This window comes from Vibrio sp. R11-SG3-ISO9, assembly GCF_059834255.1.
Genome location: NZ_JCBDGU010000047.1, coordinates 36888 through 55985, shown reverse-complemented (window position 1 = coordinate 55985; position 19098 = coordinate 36888). Strand labels below are relative to the sequence as shown.

18 protein-coding genes are annotated in these 19098 nt (G+C 46.2%); 5 read left to right on the top strand and 13 right to left on the bottom strand.

Features of this window, described 5'->3' with window-relative positions:
- Positions 1-4 precede the first annotated feature (4 nt).
- Positions 5-784 carry a bifunctional demethylmenaquinone methyltransferase/2-methoxy-6-polyprenyl-1,4-benzoquinol methylase UbiE gene (gene ubiE / locus AC6R05_RS17085; RefSeq protein ID WP_032551059.1) on the bottom strand — a complete coding sequence of 260 codons (780 nt, stop codon included), beginning with the start codon at positions 782-784 and terminating at the stop codon, positions 5-7.
- A 65-nt stretch (positions 785-849) separates the two neighbouring features.
- A complete protein-coding gene (gene rmuC, locus AC6R05_RS17080; RefSeq protein ID WP_500648107.1) occupies positions 850-2382 on the bottom strand; it encodes a DNA recombination protein RmuC in 1533 nt (510 codons plus the stop codon).
- Between the two features lie 136 nt (positions 2383-2518).
- On the opposite strand from rmuC, the gene AC6R05_RS17075 reads away from it, so the two are divergent.
- Positions 2519-3406 carry a DMT family transporter gene (locus AC6R05_RS17075; protein ID WP_500648106.1) on the top strand — a complete coding sequence of 296 codons (888 nt, stop codon included), beginning with the start codon at positions 2519-2521 and terminating at the stop codon, positions 3404-3406.
- Between the two features lie 125 nt (positions 3407-3531).
- On the opposite strand, the gene AC6R05_RS17070 is transcribed toward AC6R05_RS17075, so the two are convergent.
- The 7 genes from AC6R05_RS17070 to ftnA all read right to left on the bottom strand — a co-directional run bounded on the left by AC6R05_RS17070 (position 3532) and on the right by ftnA (position 8898).
- Positions 3532-3978, bottom strand: a complete 447-nt coding sequence (locus AC6R05_RS17070) for a PTS sugar transporter subunit IIA (protein WP_500648105.1) — start codon at positions 3976-3978, stop codon at positions 3532-3534.
- The gene (ulaA, locus tag AC6R05_RS17065; RefSeq protein WP_032551054.1) at positions 3975-5231 is read right to left on the bottom strand and encodes a PTS ascorbate transporter subunit IIC; all 1257 of its coding nucleotides are present in this window, start codon (positions 5229-5231) and stop codon (positions 3975-3977) included. Before ulaA ends, AC6R05_RS17070 begins: the two co-directional genes overlap by 4 nt.
- Before the next feature lie 11 nt (positions 5232-5242).
- On the bottom strand, positions 5243-5512 hold the full coding sequence (locus AC6R05_RS17060) for a PTS sugar transporter subunit IIB (RefSeq protein ID WP_032551053.1): 270 nt from the start codon (positions 5510-5512) through the stop codon (positions 5243-5245).
- A gap of 279 nt (positions 5513-5791) precedes the next feature.
- On the bottom strand, positions 5792-6262 hold the full coding sequence (locus AC6R05_RS17055; RefSeq protein WP_191907599.1) for a hypothetical protein: 471 nt from the start codon (positions 6260-6262) through the stop codon (positions 5792-5794).
- A 312-nt stretch (positions 6263-6574) separates the two neighbouring features.
- Complete coding sequence (locus AC6R05_RS17050; RefSeq protein ID WP_150870553.1) at positions 6575-7768, bottom strand: BaiN/RdsA family NAD(P)/FAD-dependent oxidoreductase; 1194 nt, start codon at positions 7766-7768, stop codon at positions 6575-6577.
- A gap of 209 nt (positions 7769-7977) precedes the next feature.
- Positions 7978-8301: a universal stress protein UspB gene (gene uspB / locus AC6R05_RS17045; protein ID WP_032551050.1), complete on the bottom strand. Its 324-nt coding sequence runs from the start codon at positions 8299-8301 to the stop codon at positions 7978-7980.
- A gap of 66 nt (positions 8302-8367) precedes the next feature.
- Entirely contained in the window at positions 8368-8898 is a 531-nt protein-coding gene (gene ftnA, locus AC6R05_RS17040) for a non-heme ferritin (protein ID WP_032551049.1), read from the bottom strand.
- A 187-nt stretch (positions 8899-9085) separates the two neighbouring features.
- On the opposite strand from ftnA, the gene uspA reads away from it, so the two are divergent.
- Complete coding sequence (gene uspA, locus AC6R05_RS17035) at positions 9086-9520, top strand: universal stress protein UspA (RefSeq protein ID WP_032551048.1); 435 nt, start codon at positions 9086-9088, stop codon at positions 9518-9520.
- Between the two features lie 51 nt (positions 9521-9571).
- On the top strand, positions 9572-10450 hold the full coding sequence (locus tag AC6R05_RS17030) for a carboxylate/amino acid/amine transporter (protein WP_500648104.1): 879 nt from the start codon (positions 9572-9574) through the stop codon (positions 10448-10450).
- 67 nt (positions 10451-10517) lie between these two features.
- Here the strand turns inward: AC6R05_RS17030 and AC6R05_RS17025 are convergent, their stop codons facing one another.
- The 3 genes from AC6R05_RS17025 to AC6R05_RS17015 form a co-directional block, all read right to left on the bottom strand.
- Entirely contained in the window at positions 10518-11123 is a 606-nt protein-coding gene (locus AC6R05_RS17025; RefSeq protein ID WP_500648103.1) for a hypothetical protein, read from the bottom strand.
- A 121-nt stretch (positions 11124-11244) separates the two neighbouring features.
- Positions 11245-12024: a class I SAM-dependent methyltransferase gene (locus tag AC6R05_RS17020; protein ID WP_500648102.1), complete on the bottom strand. Its 780-nt coding sequence runs from the start codon at positions 12022-12024 to the stop codon at positions 11245-11247.
- Positions 12025-12136: 112 nt separating this feature from the next.
- Positions 12137-15274: an EAL domain-containing protein gene (locus AC6R05_RS17015; RefSeq protein WP_500648101.1), complete on the bottom strand. Its 3138-nt coding sequence runs from the start codon at positions 15272-15274 to the stop codon at positions 12137-12139.
- A gap of 98 nt (positions 15275-15372) precedes the next feature.
- Between AC6R05_RS17015 and asnC the strand changes: the two genes are divergently transcribed.
- On the top strand, positions 15373-15837 hold the full coding sequence (asnC, locus tag AC6R05_RS17010) for a transcriptional regulator AsnC (protein ID WP_032551043.1): 465 nt from the start codon (positions 15373-15375) through the stop codon (positions 15835-15837).
- A gap of 68 nt (positions 15838-15905) precedes the next feature.
- Here asnC and prlC read toward each other — a convergent pair whose 3' ends face one another.
- Complete coding sequence (gene prlC, locus AC6R05_RS17005; RefSeq protein ID WP_152467933.1) at positions 15906-17948, bottom strand: oligopeptidase A; 2043 nt, start codon at positions 17946-17948, stop codon at positions 15906-15908.
- A gap of 272 nt (positions 17949-18220) precedes the next feature.
- On the opposite strand from prlC, the gene AC6R05_RS17000 reads away from it, so the two are divergent.
- Entirely contained in the window at positions 18221-19060 is an 840-nt protein-coding gene (locus AC6R05_RS17000) for a 23S rRNA (adenine(2030)-N(6))-methyltransferase RlmJ (protein ID WP_500648100.1), read from the top strand.
- Positions 19061-19098: the final 38 nt, after the last annotated feature.

Sequence of the window (19098 nt, the reverse complement as noted above, 5' to 3'; positions counted from 1 at the left end):
TGTCTTAGAACTTGTAACCGCGGTGCAGCGCAACAATGCCGCCGGTTAGGTTGTAGTACTTAGTATTTTCGAAACCTGCTTCTTGCATCATGCCTTCCAGCGTTTCTTGGTCTGGGTGCATACGAATCGACTCAGCAAGGTAGCGGTAGCTGTCTGCATCATTCGCGATAATCTCACCCATTTTTGGTAGCAGGTGGAATGAGTAGGCGTCGTACACTTTTGAAAGTGGCTCAAGCACTGGCTTAGAAAACTCCAATACCAACAGACGGCCGCCCGGCTTCAAAACGCGGAACATTGAGCGCAGAGCCTTATCCTTATCTGTCACGTTACGTAGACAGAAGCTGATAGTGATGCAATCGAAGTAGTTGTCTGGGAATGGCAGTTCTTCTGCATTCGCTTGAACGTAGTGAACGTTGCCAACAATACCGCTATCACGCAGCTTGTCGCGGCCAACATTCAGCATCGAGTTGTTGATGTCAGCAAGGATTACGTGGCCATTTTCGCCTACAATGCGCGAGAATTTTGCGGTTAGGTCGCCAGTACCGCCACCAAGATCTAGAATGCGTTGACCAGGGCGAACGCCACTGCAATCAATCGTAAAGCGCTTCCATAGACGGTGAACACCACCCGACATCAGGTCATTCATAATGTCGTACTTCGCGGCTACAGAGTGAAAAACCTCTGCAACTTTCGCAACTTTCTCTTCTTTTGCGACTGTTTCAAAACCAAAGTGTGTGGTTTCTGATTCTACTGCTGTATTTGTTTGCACACTGGTGTCCGTCATGCTGTTCTCTACCCTGGTAAGTCCTCAACGGCAGCGCAATAAGCCTTTGAGCGCGCTGCGGTCGATTAGTTTACTTTATCCTCAGCGGGTTGTCTTTCTACTAACGAGGCATTTTCTGAAAAAGCCTCGTTTTGCGCGAGGTCTGTCAGGCTAACGGCGATCGGCTTCTTCACCTCAACCCCTAACTGTTTAAAGCTCTCGGCCTGGCGAATTACGTTACCTCGCCCAGTTGCCAACTTATTCATTGCCCCTTGATAGCTTTGGTTTGCTTTATCAAGCGCCCCACCAAGGCCTTCCATATCATCTACGAACAAACGCAGCTTATCGTACAATTTACTCGCACGTTCAGCGATAATTTGTGCATTTTGGTTCTGACGTTCATTGCGCCACAGGTTATCAATGGTACGCAGCGCCACCAACAAAGTGGTTGGACTAACAAGAATGATGTTTTGCTCCATCGCATCCTTGACTAGGCTCGGATCCGCCTGAATCGCTACTTGGAATGCAGGTTCTACCGGAATAAACATCAGCACATAGTCGAGGCTCTGAATGCCTTTCAGTTGATGGTAATCTTTCTGACTCAGGCCTTTAATGTGCGCGCGCAGTGAAACTAAGTGGTCACGCAGTGCGACATCACGCTCAGCATCGCTTTCTGCATTGAAGTAGCGCTCATACGCCACTAGCGCCATTTTCGAATCGACCACCACTTGCTTGTCTTGAGGTAAGTGAACAATCACATCTGGCTGATAACGCTTGCCCGCTTCATTTTGTAGATTGACCTGAGTTTGATACTCGTGTCCTTCTCGCAAACCAGACTCTGCCAATACGCGCGCCAGTACCACTTCGCCCCAGTTACCTTGCTGTTTGTTATCACCTTTAAGTGCTTGGGTCAGGTTAACCGCTTCTCGCGTCATGCTTTCATTAAGGCGCTGCAAGTTTTTTAGCTCATGGACTAAGGTGTGACGCTCTTTGGCTTCTTGGCTAAAGCTGTCATTGACCTGTTTCTTGAAGCCCTCAAGTTGTTCTCTAAGTGGCGATAGTAGACCTTCTAAACTCTGCTTATTTTGCTGATCGACTTTTGCAGTTTTCGCTTCAAAGAGTTGGTTAGCAAGATGCTCAAACTGTTGCTTCAAACGCGTTTCGGCTTGCTCCAAAAGCTGCAGTTTTTCGTGATTAGCAAGATTCTCTTGGTCGTGACGTGCTTCTTGCTCACGTAGCTCGGCTTCAAGTTCCGACTTTTGATCTTTAAGAATATTTATCTCATCAAAGTATTGCTGACGCTCTTGCTTAACCGCTTCGAAATAGCGCAACTTCTCCATTGCAGCCATAACCTTACCGTGAGCTTGTTTAAGCTCAAATGCGGCTTTATCACGCTCATCATCAAGTTCATCCAGCTCTTGCTGTGCCTCGGCCAAGGAGGCTTTAAGCTGCGTAGTTTGCGACTCATGCAACTGACGATCAGACTCCAACTGCTGCTCTAATAGCTGCTGTTGAAATGAGAGTTTCTGTTTAATCCACCAACCGACGAGGCCCCCGCTGATCACCGCGGTTGAAGCGGCTGCGATAAGGGTCGTTTGGTGCTCGATAATCCATTGCATGGTAGTAACTTAGCCTAATTGGAAATAACTCATTAAATGGTATTTTGATACTGGATAAATGTCCAGTTTGCCGTATTAAATTTCGACAGATAGACTAGGCGTCCGTATTCTATCCTATTCAACTTGATGAGCTTTTATGAACGAACGTCGCGCCCTCGGCTTTGGCCTTTCCGCGGTACTACTCTGGTCAACGGTAGCCACAGCCTTTAAGCTAACCTTAGCTGAGTTTTCACCGATTCAAATGCTGACCATTGCCAGCGTTGTCTCTTCGATTGCTCTGATCGTTATCTGTTACTTCCAAGGTAAGCTTTCTCAGCTCTCTACCACCTTTTTTGCTAACCCTTTGTATTACTTGCTACTCGGCCTCGTCAATCCGCTGGCCTATTACCTGATTCTATTCAAAGCTTACGACCTGCTCCCTGCCTCTCAAGCTCAAGCCATCAACTACAGCTGGGCGATTACCTTGACCTTAATGGCTGCTGTTTTCTTGGGGCAGAAAATTCGCAAGCAAGACTGGGTGGCTTGTACCTTTAGCTACTTAGGTGTGGTTGTGATCGCGACCAAGGGCGATGTATTAGGGATGCAGTTTGATAGCCCACTTGGTGTTGGCTTAGCGCTGTTATCGACACTACTTTGGGCAGGTTACTGGATCTTAAACACCAAAAACAAAGCCGATCCTGTGGTTGGTGTGTTACTCGGCTTTTTAGTCGCACTGCCATTTGCGATTGGTTTAACCCTATACGAAGGACAAGGCTTTAGTCAGATCACCACTAAAGGCTGGATAGCTGTCACCTATGTTGGCCTGTTTGAGATGGGGATTACCTTTGTATTGTGGCTATCAGCACTCAAATCCACCAATAACACCGCGCGTATCAGTAACCTGATTTTTGCATCACCGTTTATCTCATTGATGCTACTCGCAACCATCATTGGTGAAGAGATTCATCCATCGACACTATTTGGTTTGGTGCTGATCATTACTGGTTTGGTGATTCAACAGCTCAAGCTTTCAAAAGGCAAATAATCTACGAAGGGTAAAATCGCCTTAAAGTAGACAAAAGTCGCTAAAAAGCGCGAAGTAGATATAAATGACAAAGAAAAGGCCCTCATAGTGAGGGCCTTCTTAATCGTGGGGGCAGGAGCGAATAATCAGTATTTCGCCAAGATATCTGCAATCTCTTTATTGGTGTTCGCTGCGATGATGGCATCAATATCATCATCATTTTGGAACAGCTCAGAGAGCGCCATGATAGTCTGAATATGGCTGTCTGAATCCATCGCCGCCAGAGTAATAGAGAAGTACACCTCGCCATTATCTTCCGACTCTAAATCCACACCCTTTTTGAATACCGTTACTTGCAGACAAGCTTCGTTAACACCATCTTCAGGGCGAGCATGTGGCATCGCAATCTTTGGTGCCAGCACATAGTATGCGCCAATGTCTTTGTGTTTCTGTTGAATCGCTTCTAGGTAAGATTGCTCTACCTTGCCACTTTCAATGAGCTTTGAACAAGTGATCTCTAGTGCGGCATCAACCGATAAGTTCTGCTCTGTTGAGATAACGATGTTATCGCCCGTTAGTTTTAAAATGCTCATGACACAATCCAACCTAGAATAAGACCAACAACACCGAAGTCAAAGTCAGCAAATGTTGTTGCTTCAAGACCCATACCACCTAGCACTGGCAGCAGTAACATCGGTAGGAATGAGATACAAAGACCTTGAGTAAAGGCACCCAGCACCGCACCGCGTAGACCACCCGTCGCGTTACCGTAAACACCTGCAGCACCACCTACGAAGAAGTGAGGAACCACACCCGCTACAATGATTGTCCAATCGAACATGCCTTGGATACCCATTGCAATCAGACCTGCAGCGAATGAAGACAAGAAGCCAATCAATACCGCATTAGGAGCAACAGGGAATACCATCGGACAGTCTAGCGCTGGACGCGCCCCCGGAACCAATTTGTCAGAGATGCCTTTGAATGCAGGAACAATCTCAGCAATCAACATCTTCACACCTTGCAGTACGATGTATACACCACCAGCAAACACAAGCGATTGCATGAAGGTAAATACAATCCAGTTCTGGCCGCCCGATACCGACTCAACAAAGGTTGGGCCTGCAAAGATAGACGCGAACATGAAGAAGATCGCCATAGTTGTTGCCACTGCTACCGGTGTATCGCGAAGGAACATCAGGCTCTTAGGCACGTTGATATCTTCCGTCGACTTCGATGTATCACCAAACTTGCTACCAATGTAACCCGATACTAGGTAAGAGAAGGTAGAAAAGTGACCCATCGCTAGCTGATCGGTACCCATTACTTTCTCAGTGTATTTCTGAGCAAGCGCAGGCATGATCACCATCAGAGAACCCACAATCACAGAGCCCATCGCAACCAAAAGTGTGCCTTGAATGCCGCCCGTAGACAGGATTACAGCCACTAGCATCGACATGAACATGGTGTGGTGACCGGTTAAGAAAATAAACTTAAGCGGAGTAAAACGAGCCAGTAGAATATTCACAACGAAAGCGAAGAACATAATCAGTGCCATTTCATAACCGAAGGCTTCTTGCGCTAATGCAACAATTGCTTCGTTATTTGGAATAACACCACTTACGCCGAAAGCTTCGGTAAATACCACTGAAAAGTTATTTAGTGCGCCAACAAGAGCGCCAGCACCAAAACCTAAAATTAGGAAACCCATAACGGTTTTAATGGTGCCTTTTAATATGGTTGATACATCTGCCTTTTGTGCAACTAAGCCAATAAAAGCAATTAACCCGACCATGATTGCTGGCTCTTTTAATAAGCCAAGCATGAACTCAAAGAAATTAGCCATTATTTACTTCCTTACATGAAAGTTTTTAGTTGCTCTTCAATTGAAGCTTTATCAAAGATATTTGCTAGGCTTACAATGTTTGTTTTACCTGCTTCAGATAATTGATTTGCCACATCCGTTGCTGCTACCCAAATATCAGCCGTGCTTGACGCTGCAGAAGATAAATCCTCATGATCAACTTCAGCTTCCAAACCAATTTTACCCGCAACTTCTTTAACCGCCATCTCCATCATTAAAGAAGTACCAAGACCATTTCCGCACACAACCATAATCTTTTTCATAATATAAATCTCTGTAGGGTTTTAATAGGAAACTATATTGTCTCCGTTTATTTGTTGATAAGAATAGTATCGAAAAGCCCCAAAAACAGAATAGATCACCATCACAAAACCAAAATGACCTTGTGATGCAGATCTCATTAAAATAAAGAAAAAGACGATTTTATCGTCGATACCACTTAAGAGTGAAGAGGTGATTTTATATAAACCGGAGGAATAATATAAGATGAAATATAAAGTGTGATCTGAGTATATGATAGGAGTTCAGTATTAAAATTGAGGTTATTTCCCGTAATCGGTAAGCATTTTTTTAAGCAAGCTATTAACGTCTTTTGTCTTTTTATTTCTTTTGGTCAGAGCGCTTAAAGAAGTTGGCATTTTAGGTTGTTCTTTATCAGAAATATCCTCTTCTTCACGGTCTCGCATTTTTTGTACTGCAGCAAGCAGCATGCGAACTTCTTCACCTTCTCTATTTGCCATTACCACGATATTTCCAGATTCTACCGCTGTAATCGTTAGAATACCGTGCTTAGGAGATTGAATGGTCTCGCCTACTAATGTGGATTGAGGTGGGACAGATCGATCTGATAATTGACCACTACGTAACTTCGCAGCTGTAATAGCACGAATATTACCTGTATTTTCAAACGCAACGATAACAGTATGGGTATTGTAGTATTCGATAACGGTGACGTAACCATGATTTTTCGTATCAAATCTAGCACCTATTTGCATATCGAGCGGTGCGTCCATTTTCTTAATTTGCATTCAGCAATACCTATTACGTCCGTTTGTTAACTCAATAAATTATATACGCCATTATCGCTATATTAAATCATATTTCGTCTGTTCTAAGTCAAATGTCTCACATTAACCCTCACCAGAAATTGAAATACTTATTATTAAATAATGGGTTGCGCTGATTATTCGATGACCGAAACCTATTGTTCGAAGAAAGAAGAAGAGAGTATGGGAGCTAAACAGATGAGCAAAAAACCTTTCCATCGGCTTTGCCCATCACTTCAACTTGTTGGTAGGTATCTGTTGGATCTTGCTATTAGACCGCTATACCCACTGCCCTGCTGCGAAACCAGAACTCCAACACCATTGGAAGTTATAACCCCCCAACCAACCGGTAACATCCATCACTTCACCAACAAAGTACAAGCCTGATACAGTCTTACACTCCATGGTTTTTGATGATAGATGATCGGTATCGACACCACCTAGCGTGACCTCAGCAGTGCGGTAGCCTTCAGTGCCATTCGGCGCGATCTTCCAGTTTTCTAGATGCTCTGTAATCGCGGCCAGTTGCTTTTCATTGAATTGCTTGAGTGGCTTGTCTTGCAGCTCTTCACGCTCGATTAGAGCTTCAACCAAGCGCTTTGGTAGTACTTTCGCCAGCGTATTCTTAAGGCTTTGATTTGGATGTTTTTCGCGTGAGCGCTCAAGCAGCTCAGCCACATCCGCTTCAGGGACTAGGTTAATCGAAACCGCTTGACCTGCTTTCCAGAAAGACGAGATTTGCAGAACAGAAGGGCCCGACAGACCACGATGGGTAAACAGCAGCGCTTCTTTGAACAGAGTGCCATCTTGCGCAGTGATTTCTGCAGGGATCGCAATACCAGATAGCTCAGCGAAATCCTCTTTATCCTCTTTATGCAGAGTAAAAGGCACCAGACCGGCACACGTTGGGATTACAGACAAACCAAACTGTTCCGCGATCTTATAACCAAATGGCGTCGCACCCAGTTTCGGCATCGACAAGCCACCGGTGGCAACGACCAAAGATTCACACTCAACCTGCTCGGTATTCAGGTGCAGCTGAAAACCTGCTTCGGTTTTTTCTATCGAGTGAACATCACAGCGGTAGCGCTGTTGAACACCAGCGTCATCACACTCTGCGAGCAGCATGCTGACGATATCTTTCGCCGTATGGTCATTCACACAGAACAACTGTCCATGGTCGCGCTCTTCAAACTCAATACCGTATTTACTCACCATGGAGATGAAGTCCCAGTTGGTGTACTGAGAAAGCGCTGATTTAACGAAATGACGGTTATTACATAGGTAGTTGTTAGCAGATACGTCGTAGTTAGTGAAATTGCAGCGACCGCCACCCGAGATCAGAATTTTTCGACCTGGCTTTTTGGCATGATCGACCACTAGCACGCGTCGACCTCGTTTGCCCGCTTCAGCGGCACACATTAGGCCAGCGGCACCTGCGCCAATTACGATGACATCAAATTTTTCACTCATTGTGTTCTGCTTTATCTTACCCAGTCATCACTCAGTACTTCCTATACCAGTGACGTTACCAATAAAAAAGGATGTGCGTTATCAGCACATCCTTACTCTTTGCTCGCTATTCTAGCGTCAAATTTTAACTTTGCAATTGCTCACATCGCGCTCAGAGTGGGCGCAATGCCACGCATCTTTTGGGTACTCTAATGTTACATCACTCTGGTTTAAACCAAGAATGCCGCTAGTAACGTTACACCCAACAGAGAGACCGATAAAATGAATAGCTCTCGTACTCTATCGCACTTACCGGTAAACACCGGATCATGGTGATGATGGTACTCTTTGCTCTTGATATAGCTGAATAGCCTCACCTGCTTGGTCACGTTGCCATGGGTTGTGAAGAAACCACCACCATCGACTTGTTGATACAAAAGCGGGTGCGCCTCGCGCATGATATAGATGAGTTTTCTGAGTGCCGTAACATAGCGAGCCAAGTTCACGCAGGTTACAACCATCAATGCAAATAGAATAGTATCGCCACTGATCATCCTTTCCTCCCTACACCCTCACAGGACGCTCAAAAGAAAAAGACAATCAGAGCTTTTTCTTACAGCTTATACCGCTGCAGGAGCATCCATAATTGAAGATGAACCATCTTTTGCCAATTGCGCTAGGTCTTTATCAATGAAGAATAGGGCCTTACCGTCTTCACCAACAAGTTCTAGCTTGTCCAGAATACCTTTGAATAGCTTCTCTTCCTCGTGCTGCTCAGCGACATACCACTGTAGGAAGTTAAAGGTAGAGTAATCTTGTGTACTGAAAGCAACGTGAGCCAGCTTGTTGATCTTCTCAGTGATCATCTGCTCATGTTCGTAAGTCTCGCGGAAAACAGCACCTAGGCTCTCAAACTCATGCTTTGGTGCTTCGATTGCACCTAGAATAGGCATTGCACCCGTTTCACTCACATAAGTGAACAAACGCTGCATATGTTCCATTTCTTCCACTGCATGAGCGCGTAGAAACTCTGCTGCTCCTTCAAATCCTTTGTCTTCACACCAAGCACTCATTTGTAAGTATAGATTGGATGAGAAAAATTCTAGATTAATTTGCTCATTCAGTTGTTCAACCATAGTTGTAGACAGCATTTAAGTCTCCTAGTTACGCCTTCGTTTTCCCTACTATATCACTATTTTATGAATATCTCGCAGGCTATTAGTTAACCGTTGTTTCGCTGTGGTTTTACGCAAGAGGGTGGATATGCGATCACTTCAGCAAAAAAACACCGGCCTTAGTGCTAATCTTTAGTTAGACAATGAGTAAGGAGATAGCGGTATGAGTTACAAACATATTTTGGTCGCCGTCGATTTATCTGACGACAGCAAACTGATCGTAGACAAAGCAGTCGCACTAGCGAAACCGCTGGATGCCAAAGTCTCTTTTATCCACATCGATATCAACTATGCAGAGCTCTATACCGGGCTGATTGATATCAACATGGCAGAAACTCAACACAATGCTATGGAAGCTTCTCGTATCCAGCTGAGCAATTTTGCTGACCACGCGCAGTACCCGATCACCCATACCTTAGTGGGCAGCGGGGATCTCAGCCATGAACTGTGTGACACCATCAAAGAGTACAACGTGGATCTCGTGGTTTGCGGTCACCATCAAGATTTTTGGAGCAAGTTATTGTCATCAACTCGTCAACTGATCAACGCTACACCAGTCGATATGCTGGTCATTCCATTGCGGGATTCAGAAGACTAATTCGTTACAGTTGGGTAACATAAGCGCATACTTTCACTACGAATTATTGTTATGCGTTATTTAGTTGGTGTTACCCTTCTATGGGCCTTCTCTTTCAGCCTGATCGGGGTTTATCTCGCGGGTCAGGTTGATTCATGGTTTTCTGTCTGGATGCGTGTTGCGCTTGCCGGACTGGTGTTCCTTCCTTTCTTGAAATTCCGAGGCATTTCAAAAAAACTGATCGCGAAGTTGATGACCATCGGTGGTATTCAGCTTGGCTTGATGTACTGCTTCTACTATCAGTCGTTTTTGCTGCTTTCGGTACCAGAAGTGCTGTTATTCACCGTCTTCACACCGATATACGTCACCCTGATTTATGACTTCTTAAAAGGTCAGTTCTCGCCTTGGTACTTGGTAACTGCAGCGATCGCAGTGGCGGGTGCGGCTTTCATTAAGTTCGCAGGTGTTAATGACAACTTCTTAATGGGCTTCCTTGTTGTTCAAGGTGCGAACCTCTGTTTTGCCATTGGTCAGGTTGGCTACAAAACCATTATGGAACAAGAGTCGATTGAGCTGCCTCAGCATACTATTTTTGGTTACTTTTACTTGGGCGCGCTGTGCGTGGCATCGGTCGCTTTCTTACTACTGGGCAATCCAGATAAGCTGCCGACTACGTCCACTCAGTGGGGCATCTTGATCTACCTTGGCTTAATCGCCTCTGGTTTGGGCTACTTCTTCTGGAACAAGGGCGCAAGCATGGTCAATGCGGGTGCACTTGCGGTGATGAACAATGCGCTGGTGCCTGCGGGCTTGGTGGTGAATATCCTAATCTGGAACCGTGATGTTGACCTGACAAGGTTGTCGATTGGTGGCGGGATTATCTTGTTGTCACTGTGGGTGAATGAGACTTGGGTTAAGAAGCGTGTCGAGCAGAGCCTTAGCCGAGCTTAACTGCCAAAACCCAAAAGAGCGACCTGAGGTCGCTCTTTTTAATTCAATTCTATTTATGTCTGTTGGACTAATGAATATGACTCACTTTGGAGGCGCTATTCAATGGTAAAGCAGCACTATCAACTTGCAGGTTGATGCTCTCCAACTGGCTCTGCAGTTTGCGGCTTTTCTTGTACAGCTTTTGCTGCTTTTTGATCATCTTAGCCAGCTTTTTGTTGTACTTCTTCTGCTTTTTCGCCACTTTCTTCGCGCGTTTTAGCTCGCTCTTATCCAGCAGTTCAGAAGAAGGTGATAACTGCGTATCCATTGCCTGAATCGCTTGTGCTTTCTTAGCCTGTAGCTTTTGAGCTTGTATCTTCTTAACCACCAGTTGCGACTTACTATTTGAGGTGCTCTTAGCTGATGAAGCTAAGTTTAGAGGTTCTTGGCTAAGCGCATTAGCTGGCGCTGAGGTCAGTGTTTCAGCAAGCAGACCACAAGCTACCTTTTCGATATCTGGCTTGCTTTGGCAACTCGCCGGTGGAATCGCTGCGGGCTTACACAGATTCGCTTTATCGGCAGACGAACGAGCACACGAACGGCACACAAATTTAGGTTCACTCACCAAACGGTGAATTTCGCCTAGGTGTTCAGTAATGTCTCGACGATTTAACTTACAAAAGCGTTTAGCCATGCTACAACTCCAGCTAAGAATAATAATAATTCTTAGTTAGATATACATCTCTAACACGGCTACCGCAAGCAAAAAATTCAGTTTTAGCGTATTTCTGACGGAACGATTTTTCTGTCTTCCGCTAAGTCATTGATGCTTTTACGTACACATCAAAACGGTTCTTTTTGGTCTCAATCGCCATACTCGGTTTTTGCTCGTCCAACCAAGCCGCATAATCAGGTCTTTTCACCACAACACGTTTCGCGGCAAGCTTCAAAGCAGGCTGTAATAACCCATCCGCATCGAGGTCGGCACCAACAAGAGATTGGAACACGCGCATCTCTTTTTTCACCAGAGCTGACTTTTTCTTGTTCTCTGGGTGTGGATACATAGGGTCAAGATAAACAACATCCGGCTGAGCGAATTCAGGATCGGCGCTCAGTTTATCTAGCGCATCATGGCTTGAGGCATGAATCAGACTCATACGTTCACTGACCCAAGCACCGATATCCGCATCTTGCTTAGCTCGTTGCAGGCCGTCATCAAGCAGAGCCGCAACCACAGGGTGACGCTCAACCATCTGCACTTTACAACCCAATGATGCCAATACAAATGCATCACGCCCTAGGCCAGCCGTACCATCAAGAATGGTTGGCGTCGTACCTTTGTTCAGACCAGCAGCCTTGGCAATAGCTTGGCCTTTACCACCACCAAACTTACGTCGGTGTCCTACCGCACCACCCACTAAGTCGACAAAGATTGCACCAAGTTTTGGTTCATCGACTTTGCGTAGTTCGAGTCGTTCGCTGGTGAGCACCAAGGCAAATACACTGTTCTCGTCATGAGAAAGGTGCCAGCGTGCTGCTAGCTCATTGAGGCGTTCGATTTGGCTTGCGTCTTCGCAAATCAGTTGTAGTTGCAAGGTTGTCTCCAGAGGACTCGATGATTCAAAACAGTTGAGGCAACCAGTTTACCTGATTGCCTCACAAATACGTAATCTTGAAATGACTATCTATATGGCGATACGAGGCGTATTAGACCAGACGCTCTTGTCTTAGCTCTTCCACCAGCTCAGGCAAAGGCTTCGGACGACCGATAATGTAGCCTTGTGCGTAGTTGACCCCAAGCTCGATGAGCTTATCGATGATCTGGGTGTTCTCAACAAACTCCGCTACCGTATATTTACCCATTTGTTTGGCGAGATCGTTAATCGAGCGTACCATGACATGATCCATTTCGTTGACATCAATATCACGCACAAACAGGCCATCAATTTTCACGATATCAACCGGTAGCTTCTTCAAGTAGCCAAACGAAGACAAGCCTGAGCCAAAATCATCCAGAGCGATCATACAACCTAGCTCTTTCAATTGGGTAAATAGCTCGATTGCCTGATTCATATTACTCATCGCCGCAGTCTCAGTGATCTCTAAACATATCTTGTCGCACGGCACTGCAGACTGTTCTAGGCTATCAATCAAGAACTCAACAAACTCGCGATTACCCATTGAGTGGCCAGAAAGGTTAATAGAGCACATCCCTAATTCATCAATCACACCATGGTTCTCTTCCAACCAAGCGAGAGTTTGACTCACCACCTGGCGGTCAATCAGATGAGCGATATTGTAGCGCTCAGATGCCGGCATAAAGATCCCCGGAGAGATATACTCACCATTGTGATTCTTGATTCGCACCAGTATCTCAAAATGCATCAACTCACTCTGTTTATCTAAGCCAAGGATTCGCTGGGCAAACAGCTCGATACGATCATGAGCCAGTGCCTCGTGTACCAAGTTGACACACTCCATCTCTAAATGACGACGACGCAGATCTTCATCATCTTGATGGTAAAGGTTGTAGCGATTTCTTCCCTCTTCTTTGGCTGCATGACAGGCCGCATCCGCTTGAGCGTGCACCATCTGTGGAGAAGCCGCCGTATGGTCAATCAAACGAATACCGATCGAGCAGGTAAGGTTGAGTTGAATATCATCCCAAAGGAAGGCGTTGTCACCCATCATTGCGATAATGCTGCGACACACATTAACCGCATCTCGCTCAGTACAGTCTTTTAGTAATACCGCAAATTCATCTCCGCCCATACGTGCGAGTACCGCATTGTAGGGCAGCACGTTCTCAAGCAAGCCGGCACTGAACAGAATCGCTGCATCACCCGCTTCATGGCCTGCGGTGTCATTGAGCACCTTCAATTGATCTAAGTCGAGGAACAACATAGCGTGAGTGCGCATATGACTTTCAACCTCTTTCAAAGCCTTCTGCAGTTCTTGCTCAAAGTGGTTGCGGTTGAAGGTATGAGTCAATAAGTCGTAACGTGCTTGGTACTCTAACTGCTCTGCCAGTTCGTGGGTTTCGGTGATGTCTTCACCAACAATAAGCAGCTGATTTGAATCCACCAGCGGTCTAATGTTTTCACGAATCCAGATCTTACTGCCATCAGCATGGCGATATTGGATATCACGACGCCATACCCCACGCGACTTATGCTGAGGTTGAAGGAGGATTTGACGCGGAATCATGGCATTTCGGTCGACGTAAAACTCACGCGGGCGATGACCAAGTAGCTCGCTTAACGGGTAACCCAATAGCTCTTCAGCAAATTGGTTGACCTGCTGAATGCGGTTGTTTTCATCCAACGTAATCATCATTACGGGTTGCTTGTCGTAATAGAGCTTAAGGTTCGCCTCACGTTGGAATAGCTTGTTTTCAGCGAGCTTTCTCGAGGTCACATCACGTGCTTCAAACAGGAATTGCAACTCACTGGATTCGCTATCCGGCATTGGCTTAAGTGAGATATCGAGCACCAGTACGCCTCTATCACGGCACCACACCTCGGCTTCGAAACGCAGAGACGTGTATGACTGTGCTTCCATGAAGTACATTTTAAGAGACTCGCTCGCTGCGTCTTCCCAGTGCTGATGCTGATAGATAGGCGTGCCGACTTGATAACCTTGGTTATAGAACAGCTCATGCAGCTTACTGTTGCTCGAGAGCAAAACCCCTTCGCGATCGATAATGCCCATAAACTGTAAGCTCTGATCAAAGATAGACTCCAGCAGAATCTGACTCTTGCGGCTATCACGCTCGCTCTTCTTTAGACGATTCAGGTAGTAAACCAAGGTTACGATCACACAGCCCATCGCTAAAAACAACAAACCTAGAGTGCGAATCTCATCTTGGTAACGTTCAAAGAAAGGTTGAGGTTTATTGTAAAAGGTCGCCGACAGGTCGCTATATTCACCAAGATCCCAGCGATTGAGTTGCTGGTAATCGAGCTTAATCTCCGCTGCGCCCTCAACCACTGGTGGTAACTCTTGAGCAGGGTTAGCAAGTATACGGCGTAAAGTGAGTCCAGTTTCACGCCCTTGGCTCAGACCACTCTGAATCACACCACCAATAGCCCCAAAACCTAAGCCAAGATCATGCACCATATAGATAGGCATTTTGGTCAGTTTGTTCAGCTCACGCCAGTCATCGTCATTGCTGATATTGCCTTTCTCATCTCGATAGTAAACCCAAAACAGTAAACTTTTGCTCATATCAGCTTGCTGAGCGAAGTTCACCAATTCGCGATACGAACGAGGTTGGTAGTGTTCAATAAAAGAGGCGTGTTGTGGATACTGATCCAAATGGCGATCCACCTGTGCGCGAACTGCTTCCCCCGTGACTGAGAAATCTGAAACGATGTAGATCTTGTTCGCCATCGGCTGTAAGCGCTGGATCAAAGTGACATTGCTATTGAGGTCAATATCTTCGGTTATCCCTGTCGCATTGAGACCTTCTGTCATCGAGGGTGAATAGTTGTTAATACCACCAAACACAACCGGAGTACCATTGAGCTCTGGGGCGAGTCGTTTCATTAAATTGAGGGCGTTGTTGTCACTGACTACGACAGCGGAGAACTCTTCATTGGCAAGCTTAGTACGGTAGAGCTGATAGAGTTTATCGAAATACTCTTCGCTTTGAGCACGCTTACTGTCTAAGTAAACCACTCGGTAGGGAATGCCATCACGGTCAAGCTCTGTGGCCAGTCCTTTTTGAAAGTTATCAGTCCAGAAAAAGCCTTGGTGGTAGGAGTGAACAACCAATACATCTTTTGATTGAGCAGAAACCCAAAAGCTCCAAATCAAAAGAATAAAAAATAACGAAAATCGCACTAAGCTCACCCTAACAACATACTTGCTGCTAATATTATCACCCTTGGCTATGATGTGTACTCTAGCTATTAAACTTTCAACCAATTCTCGAGGTTTGCATGCCGACTTCAACCGCTCGTCTTGATGATCTAGATCGCGCCATTCTTAAAACCTTAATGGAAGACGCTCGCACCCCTTATGCTGAAATGGCGAAGCAATTCGATGTCAGCCCTGCGACGATTCACGTGCGCATAGAGAAGATGAAATCGGCAGAAGTCATTGAAGGTACAGAGGTGGTGGTGAACACCAAAAAGCTTGGCTACGATGTGTGCTGCTTTATCGGTATCAACCTCAATGCCGCAAAAGACTACCATTCTGCGATTGCTAAACTAAACGCGCTCGATGAGGTGGTCGAGGCCTACTACACCACAGGCGCTTACAACATCTTTGTAAAGCTGATGTGTAAATCCATTGAAGAGCTGCAATACGTGCTGATTGATAAACTGCAGGCGATTGATGAAGTGCAATCAACCGAGACGCTGATCTCGCTGCAAAACCCAATCAATCGCAATGTGAACCCATAATAGGTTGGTGTATAGATACAAAAAGAGCCTCACAAAGAGGCTCTTTTTACATTCTGACCAGCACAATATTAAGCGCTGATACCTGCGTGACGCAGCATCGCATCAATTTGTGGCTCACGACCACGGAAGCGCTTAAATAGCTCCATAGGTTCTTCACTGCCACCCATCTCAAGGATGTTGTTTAGGAAGCGTTTACCCGTTTCAGTATTGAAGATACCTTCCTCTTCAAATGCAGAGAATGCATCTGATGACAATACTTCAGCCCAAAGATAGCTGTAGTAACCCGCACTGTAACCACCGGCAAAAATATGGCTAAAGCTGTGAGAGAAACGGTTCCATTCTAGGCTTGGCAGTACCGCAACCTTAGACTTCACATCTGCTAGTGTTTCAAGTACACGTGCGCCCACTTCTGGGTCATACGTGGTGTGAAGCGTAAAGTCGAACAGACCGAACTCTAGCTGACGCAGAATGAACATCGCCGATTGGAAGTTCTTCGCCGCTAGCATCTTCTCTAGCATCTCTTTTGGTAGCGCTTCACCGGTCTCGTAGTGACCCGAGATAAAGGCTAGCGCCTCTTCTTCCCAGCACCAGTTTTCTAGGAACTGACTTGGTAGCTCAACCGCATCCCAAGGCACACCGTTGATACCAGCAACCGCACCTGCTTCCACTTGAGTCAGCATGTGGTGAATACCGTGGCCAAATTCGTGGAACAGAGTCACCACTTCATCATGGGTAAACAGCGCTGGCTTATCGCCCACAGGCTTGTTGAAGTTACACGTTAGGTAAGCCACTGGGGTTTGCAGTTCACCAGCTTGAGTAATACGACGACCACGACAGTCATCCATCCACGCACCACCGCGTTTGTGCTCACGTGCGTATAAGTCTAGGTAGAAGCTGCCACGCAGGGTTTCATTAGCATCAAAGATGTCAAAGAAGCGCACCGACTCATGCCAAGTATCTACGCCTTCGCGCTCTTTTACCGTCATACCAAACACACGGCTGAGTACTTCAAACAGACCAGAGACAGCTTTTGACTCTGGGAAGTAAGGGCGCAGCTCTTCATCCGAGATCTCAAATAGGTGCTGCTTCTGTTTTTCGCTGTAGTAAGCGATGTCCCAAAGCTCCAGCTCAGACACACCAAACTCTTTTTCCGCGAACTGGCGTAGCTCTTCCACTTCACGCTCACCTTGAGGTTTTGCTTTCACCGCTAGGTCGTTCAAAAAGCCCAGTACCTGATCAGGCGTCTCTGCCATCTTGGTTGCCAGAGATTTCTCACTATAGGTGCCAAAACCAAGCATACGTGCGATTTCATGACGTAGCTTAAGTTGCTCGGTGATGATCTCGCTGTTATCCCATGTACCTGCATTTGGACCACGGTCTGATGCGCGAGTCACATACGCTTCATACAGCTCTTGGCGCAGTGCTTGGTTATCACAGTAGGTCATCACCGGCAGGTAAGATGGAATATCTAGTGTAAGAAGGTAGCCTTCTTGTTCTTTCGCTTCTGCGGCGGCTTTCGCTGCAGCTAATGCAGATTCCGGCATGCCAGCAAGCTCTGCAACGTCAGTGATCTGCTTGCTCCAACCCATGGTCGCATCAAGTACATTGTTTGAGAACTGCGAGCCCAGCTCAGACATGCGCTTGCTGATCTCACCGTAACGATGCTGCTCATCAGCTGGTAGGCCAATGCCCGACAGTTCGAAATCGCGTAGCGCATCGGTAATGGTTTTCTTCTGAGCTTGGCTCAGTGATGCAAATTCGTCGCTCGCCTTGATCGCTTTATATGCCTCAAACAAGCCTTTGTGTTGACCAACCCAAGTACCGTACTCAGAAAGCAGCGGCAAGCAGCTCTCGTAAGCTTCACGCAGTTCATCGCTGTTCACGACTGAGTTCATATGGCTCACTGGTGACCAAATGCGGCTAAGGCGGTCGTCCACCTCTTCAATTGGAGCCACTAGGTTATCCCAACTTGGTGAGGTATTACCTTCAAGTACTTGTTCTATCTTATTGCGACACTCTTCAATCACTTGCTCTACCGCTGGTTTAACGTGCGCAGGGGTGATCTGTGAAAACGGTGGTAGGTCCGTGAAGGTTAATAGCGGGTTAGACATATAAACATTCCTTTGGCTTGGAGACTTGCGTCTTTAAGTAATTGGGTCGTCTTACAGTATTGGGCTGAATTAGCTAATAATTACATGCGAATAGTTATTAAATAGTGTCCATAACCGCAAATTTCAATAGTAGAACCAATAACTAACCGTTCACCCTCACGACGACACACACATTTTGGGAAGAATTTCTTGGCTAGTGCGGTATATAATGGAGACAGAATACCCACCGACACCAACCACACTCTATAGCGAGAGTGTTACGAGAGTTTAATTTGTTAAGTTATCGCCACAGCTTCCACGCGGGTAACCATGCCGATGTGGTTAAGCATATTGTACAAAGCCTTATTCTTAATTCACTGAAGCAGAAGGACAAACCTTTTGTCTATCACGATACCCACTCTGGTGTTGGTCGCTACGACTTAACTCATGAATGGTCAGAAAAGACCGGCGAGTACAAACAAGGCATCGCTAGAGTTTGGGATCAAAAGCAGATTCCAGGAGAGATTCAAAGCTACCTAGACGCTATCGCCACTCTCAACAACGGTGAAAAGCTGCGTTACTACCCAGGTTCACCGCGTGTTGCGCGTGCTCACCTGCGTGAACAAGATCGTATGGTACTGACAGAGCTTCACCCAGCCGATCACCCACTGCTTGAGCAAGAGTTCCACCGCGATCGCCAAGTGTCTATCTACAAAGAAGATGGCTTCAAGCGACTAAAAGGCAGCCTGCCACCAAAAGAGCGTCGTGGTCTGGTTCTGATCGACCCACCTTATGAGCTAGCGAAAGAGTATCGTGACGTCGTAAACGCCATCTTCCAAAGCCATAAACGCTGGGCTACGGGCATTTACGCAATTTGGTACCCAGTGGTGAACCGCTGTGATATCGAAGACATGATCGAAGGGCTAGAAGGTCTTGGCATTCGCAAGATTCTGCAAATCGAACTCGGCGTATCTCCAGACACCAATGAACGCGGTATGACAGCTTCGGGCATGATCGTGATTAACCCGCCTTGGAAACTGGAAAGCCAGATGAAAGAGATTCTGCCGTTCCTAAAAGACGCGATTGCGCCAGCAACTGGCCATTGGAAAGTCGACTGGATTGTTCCTGAATAAATCATCTTGAATTTATTCAAATAGAATCAAAAACATAA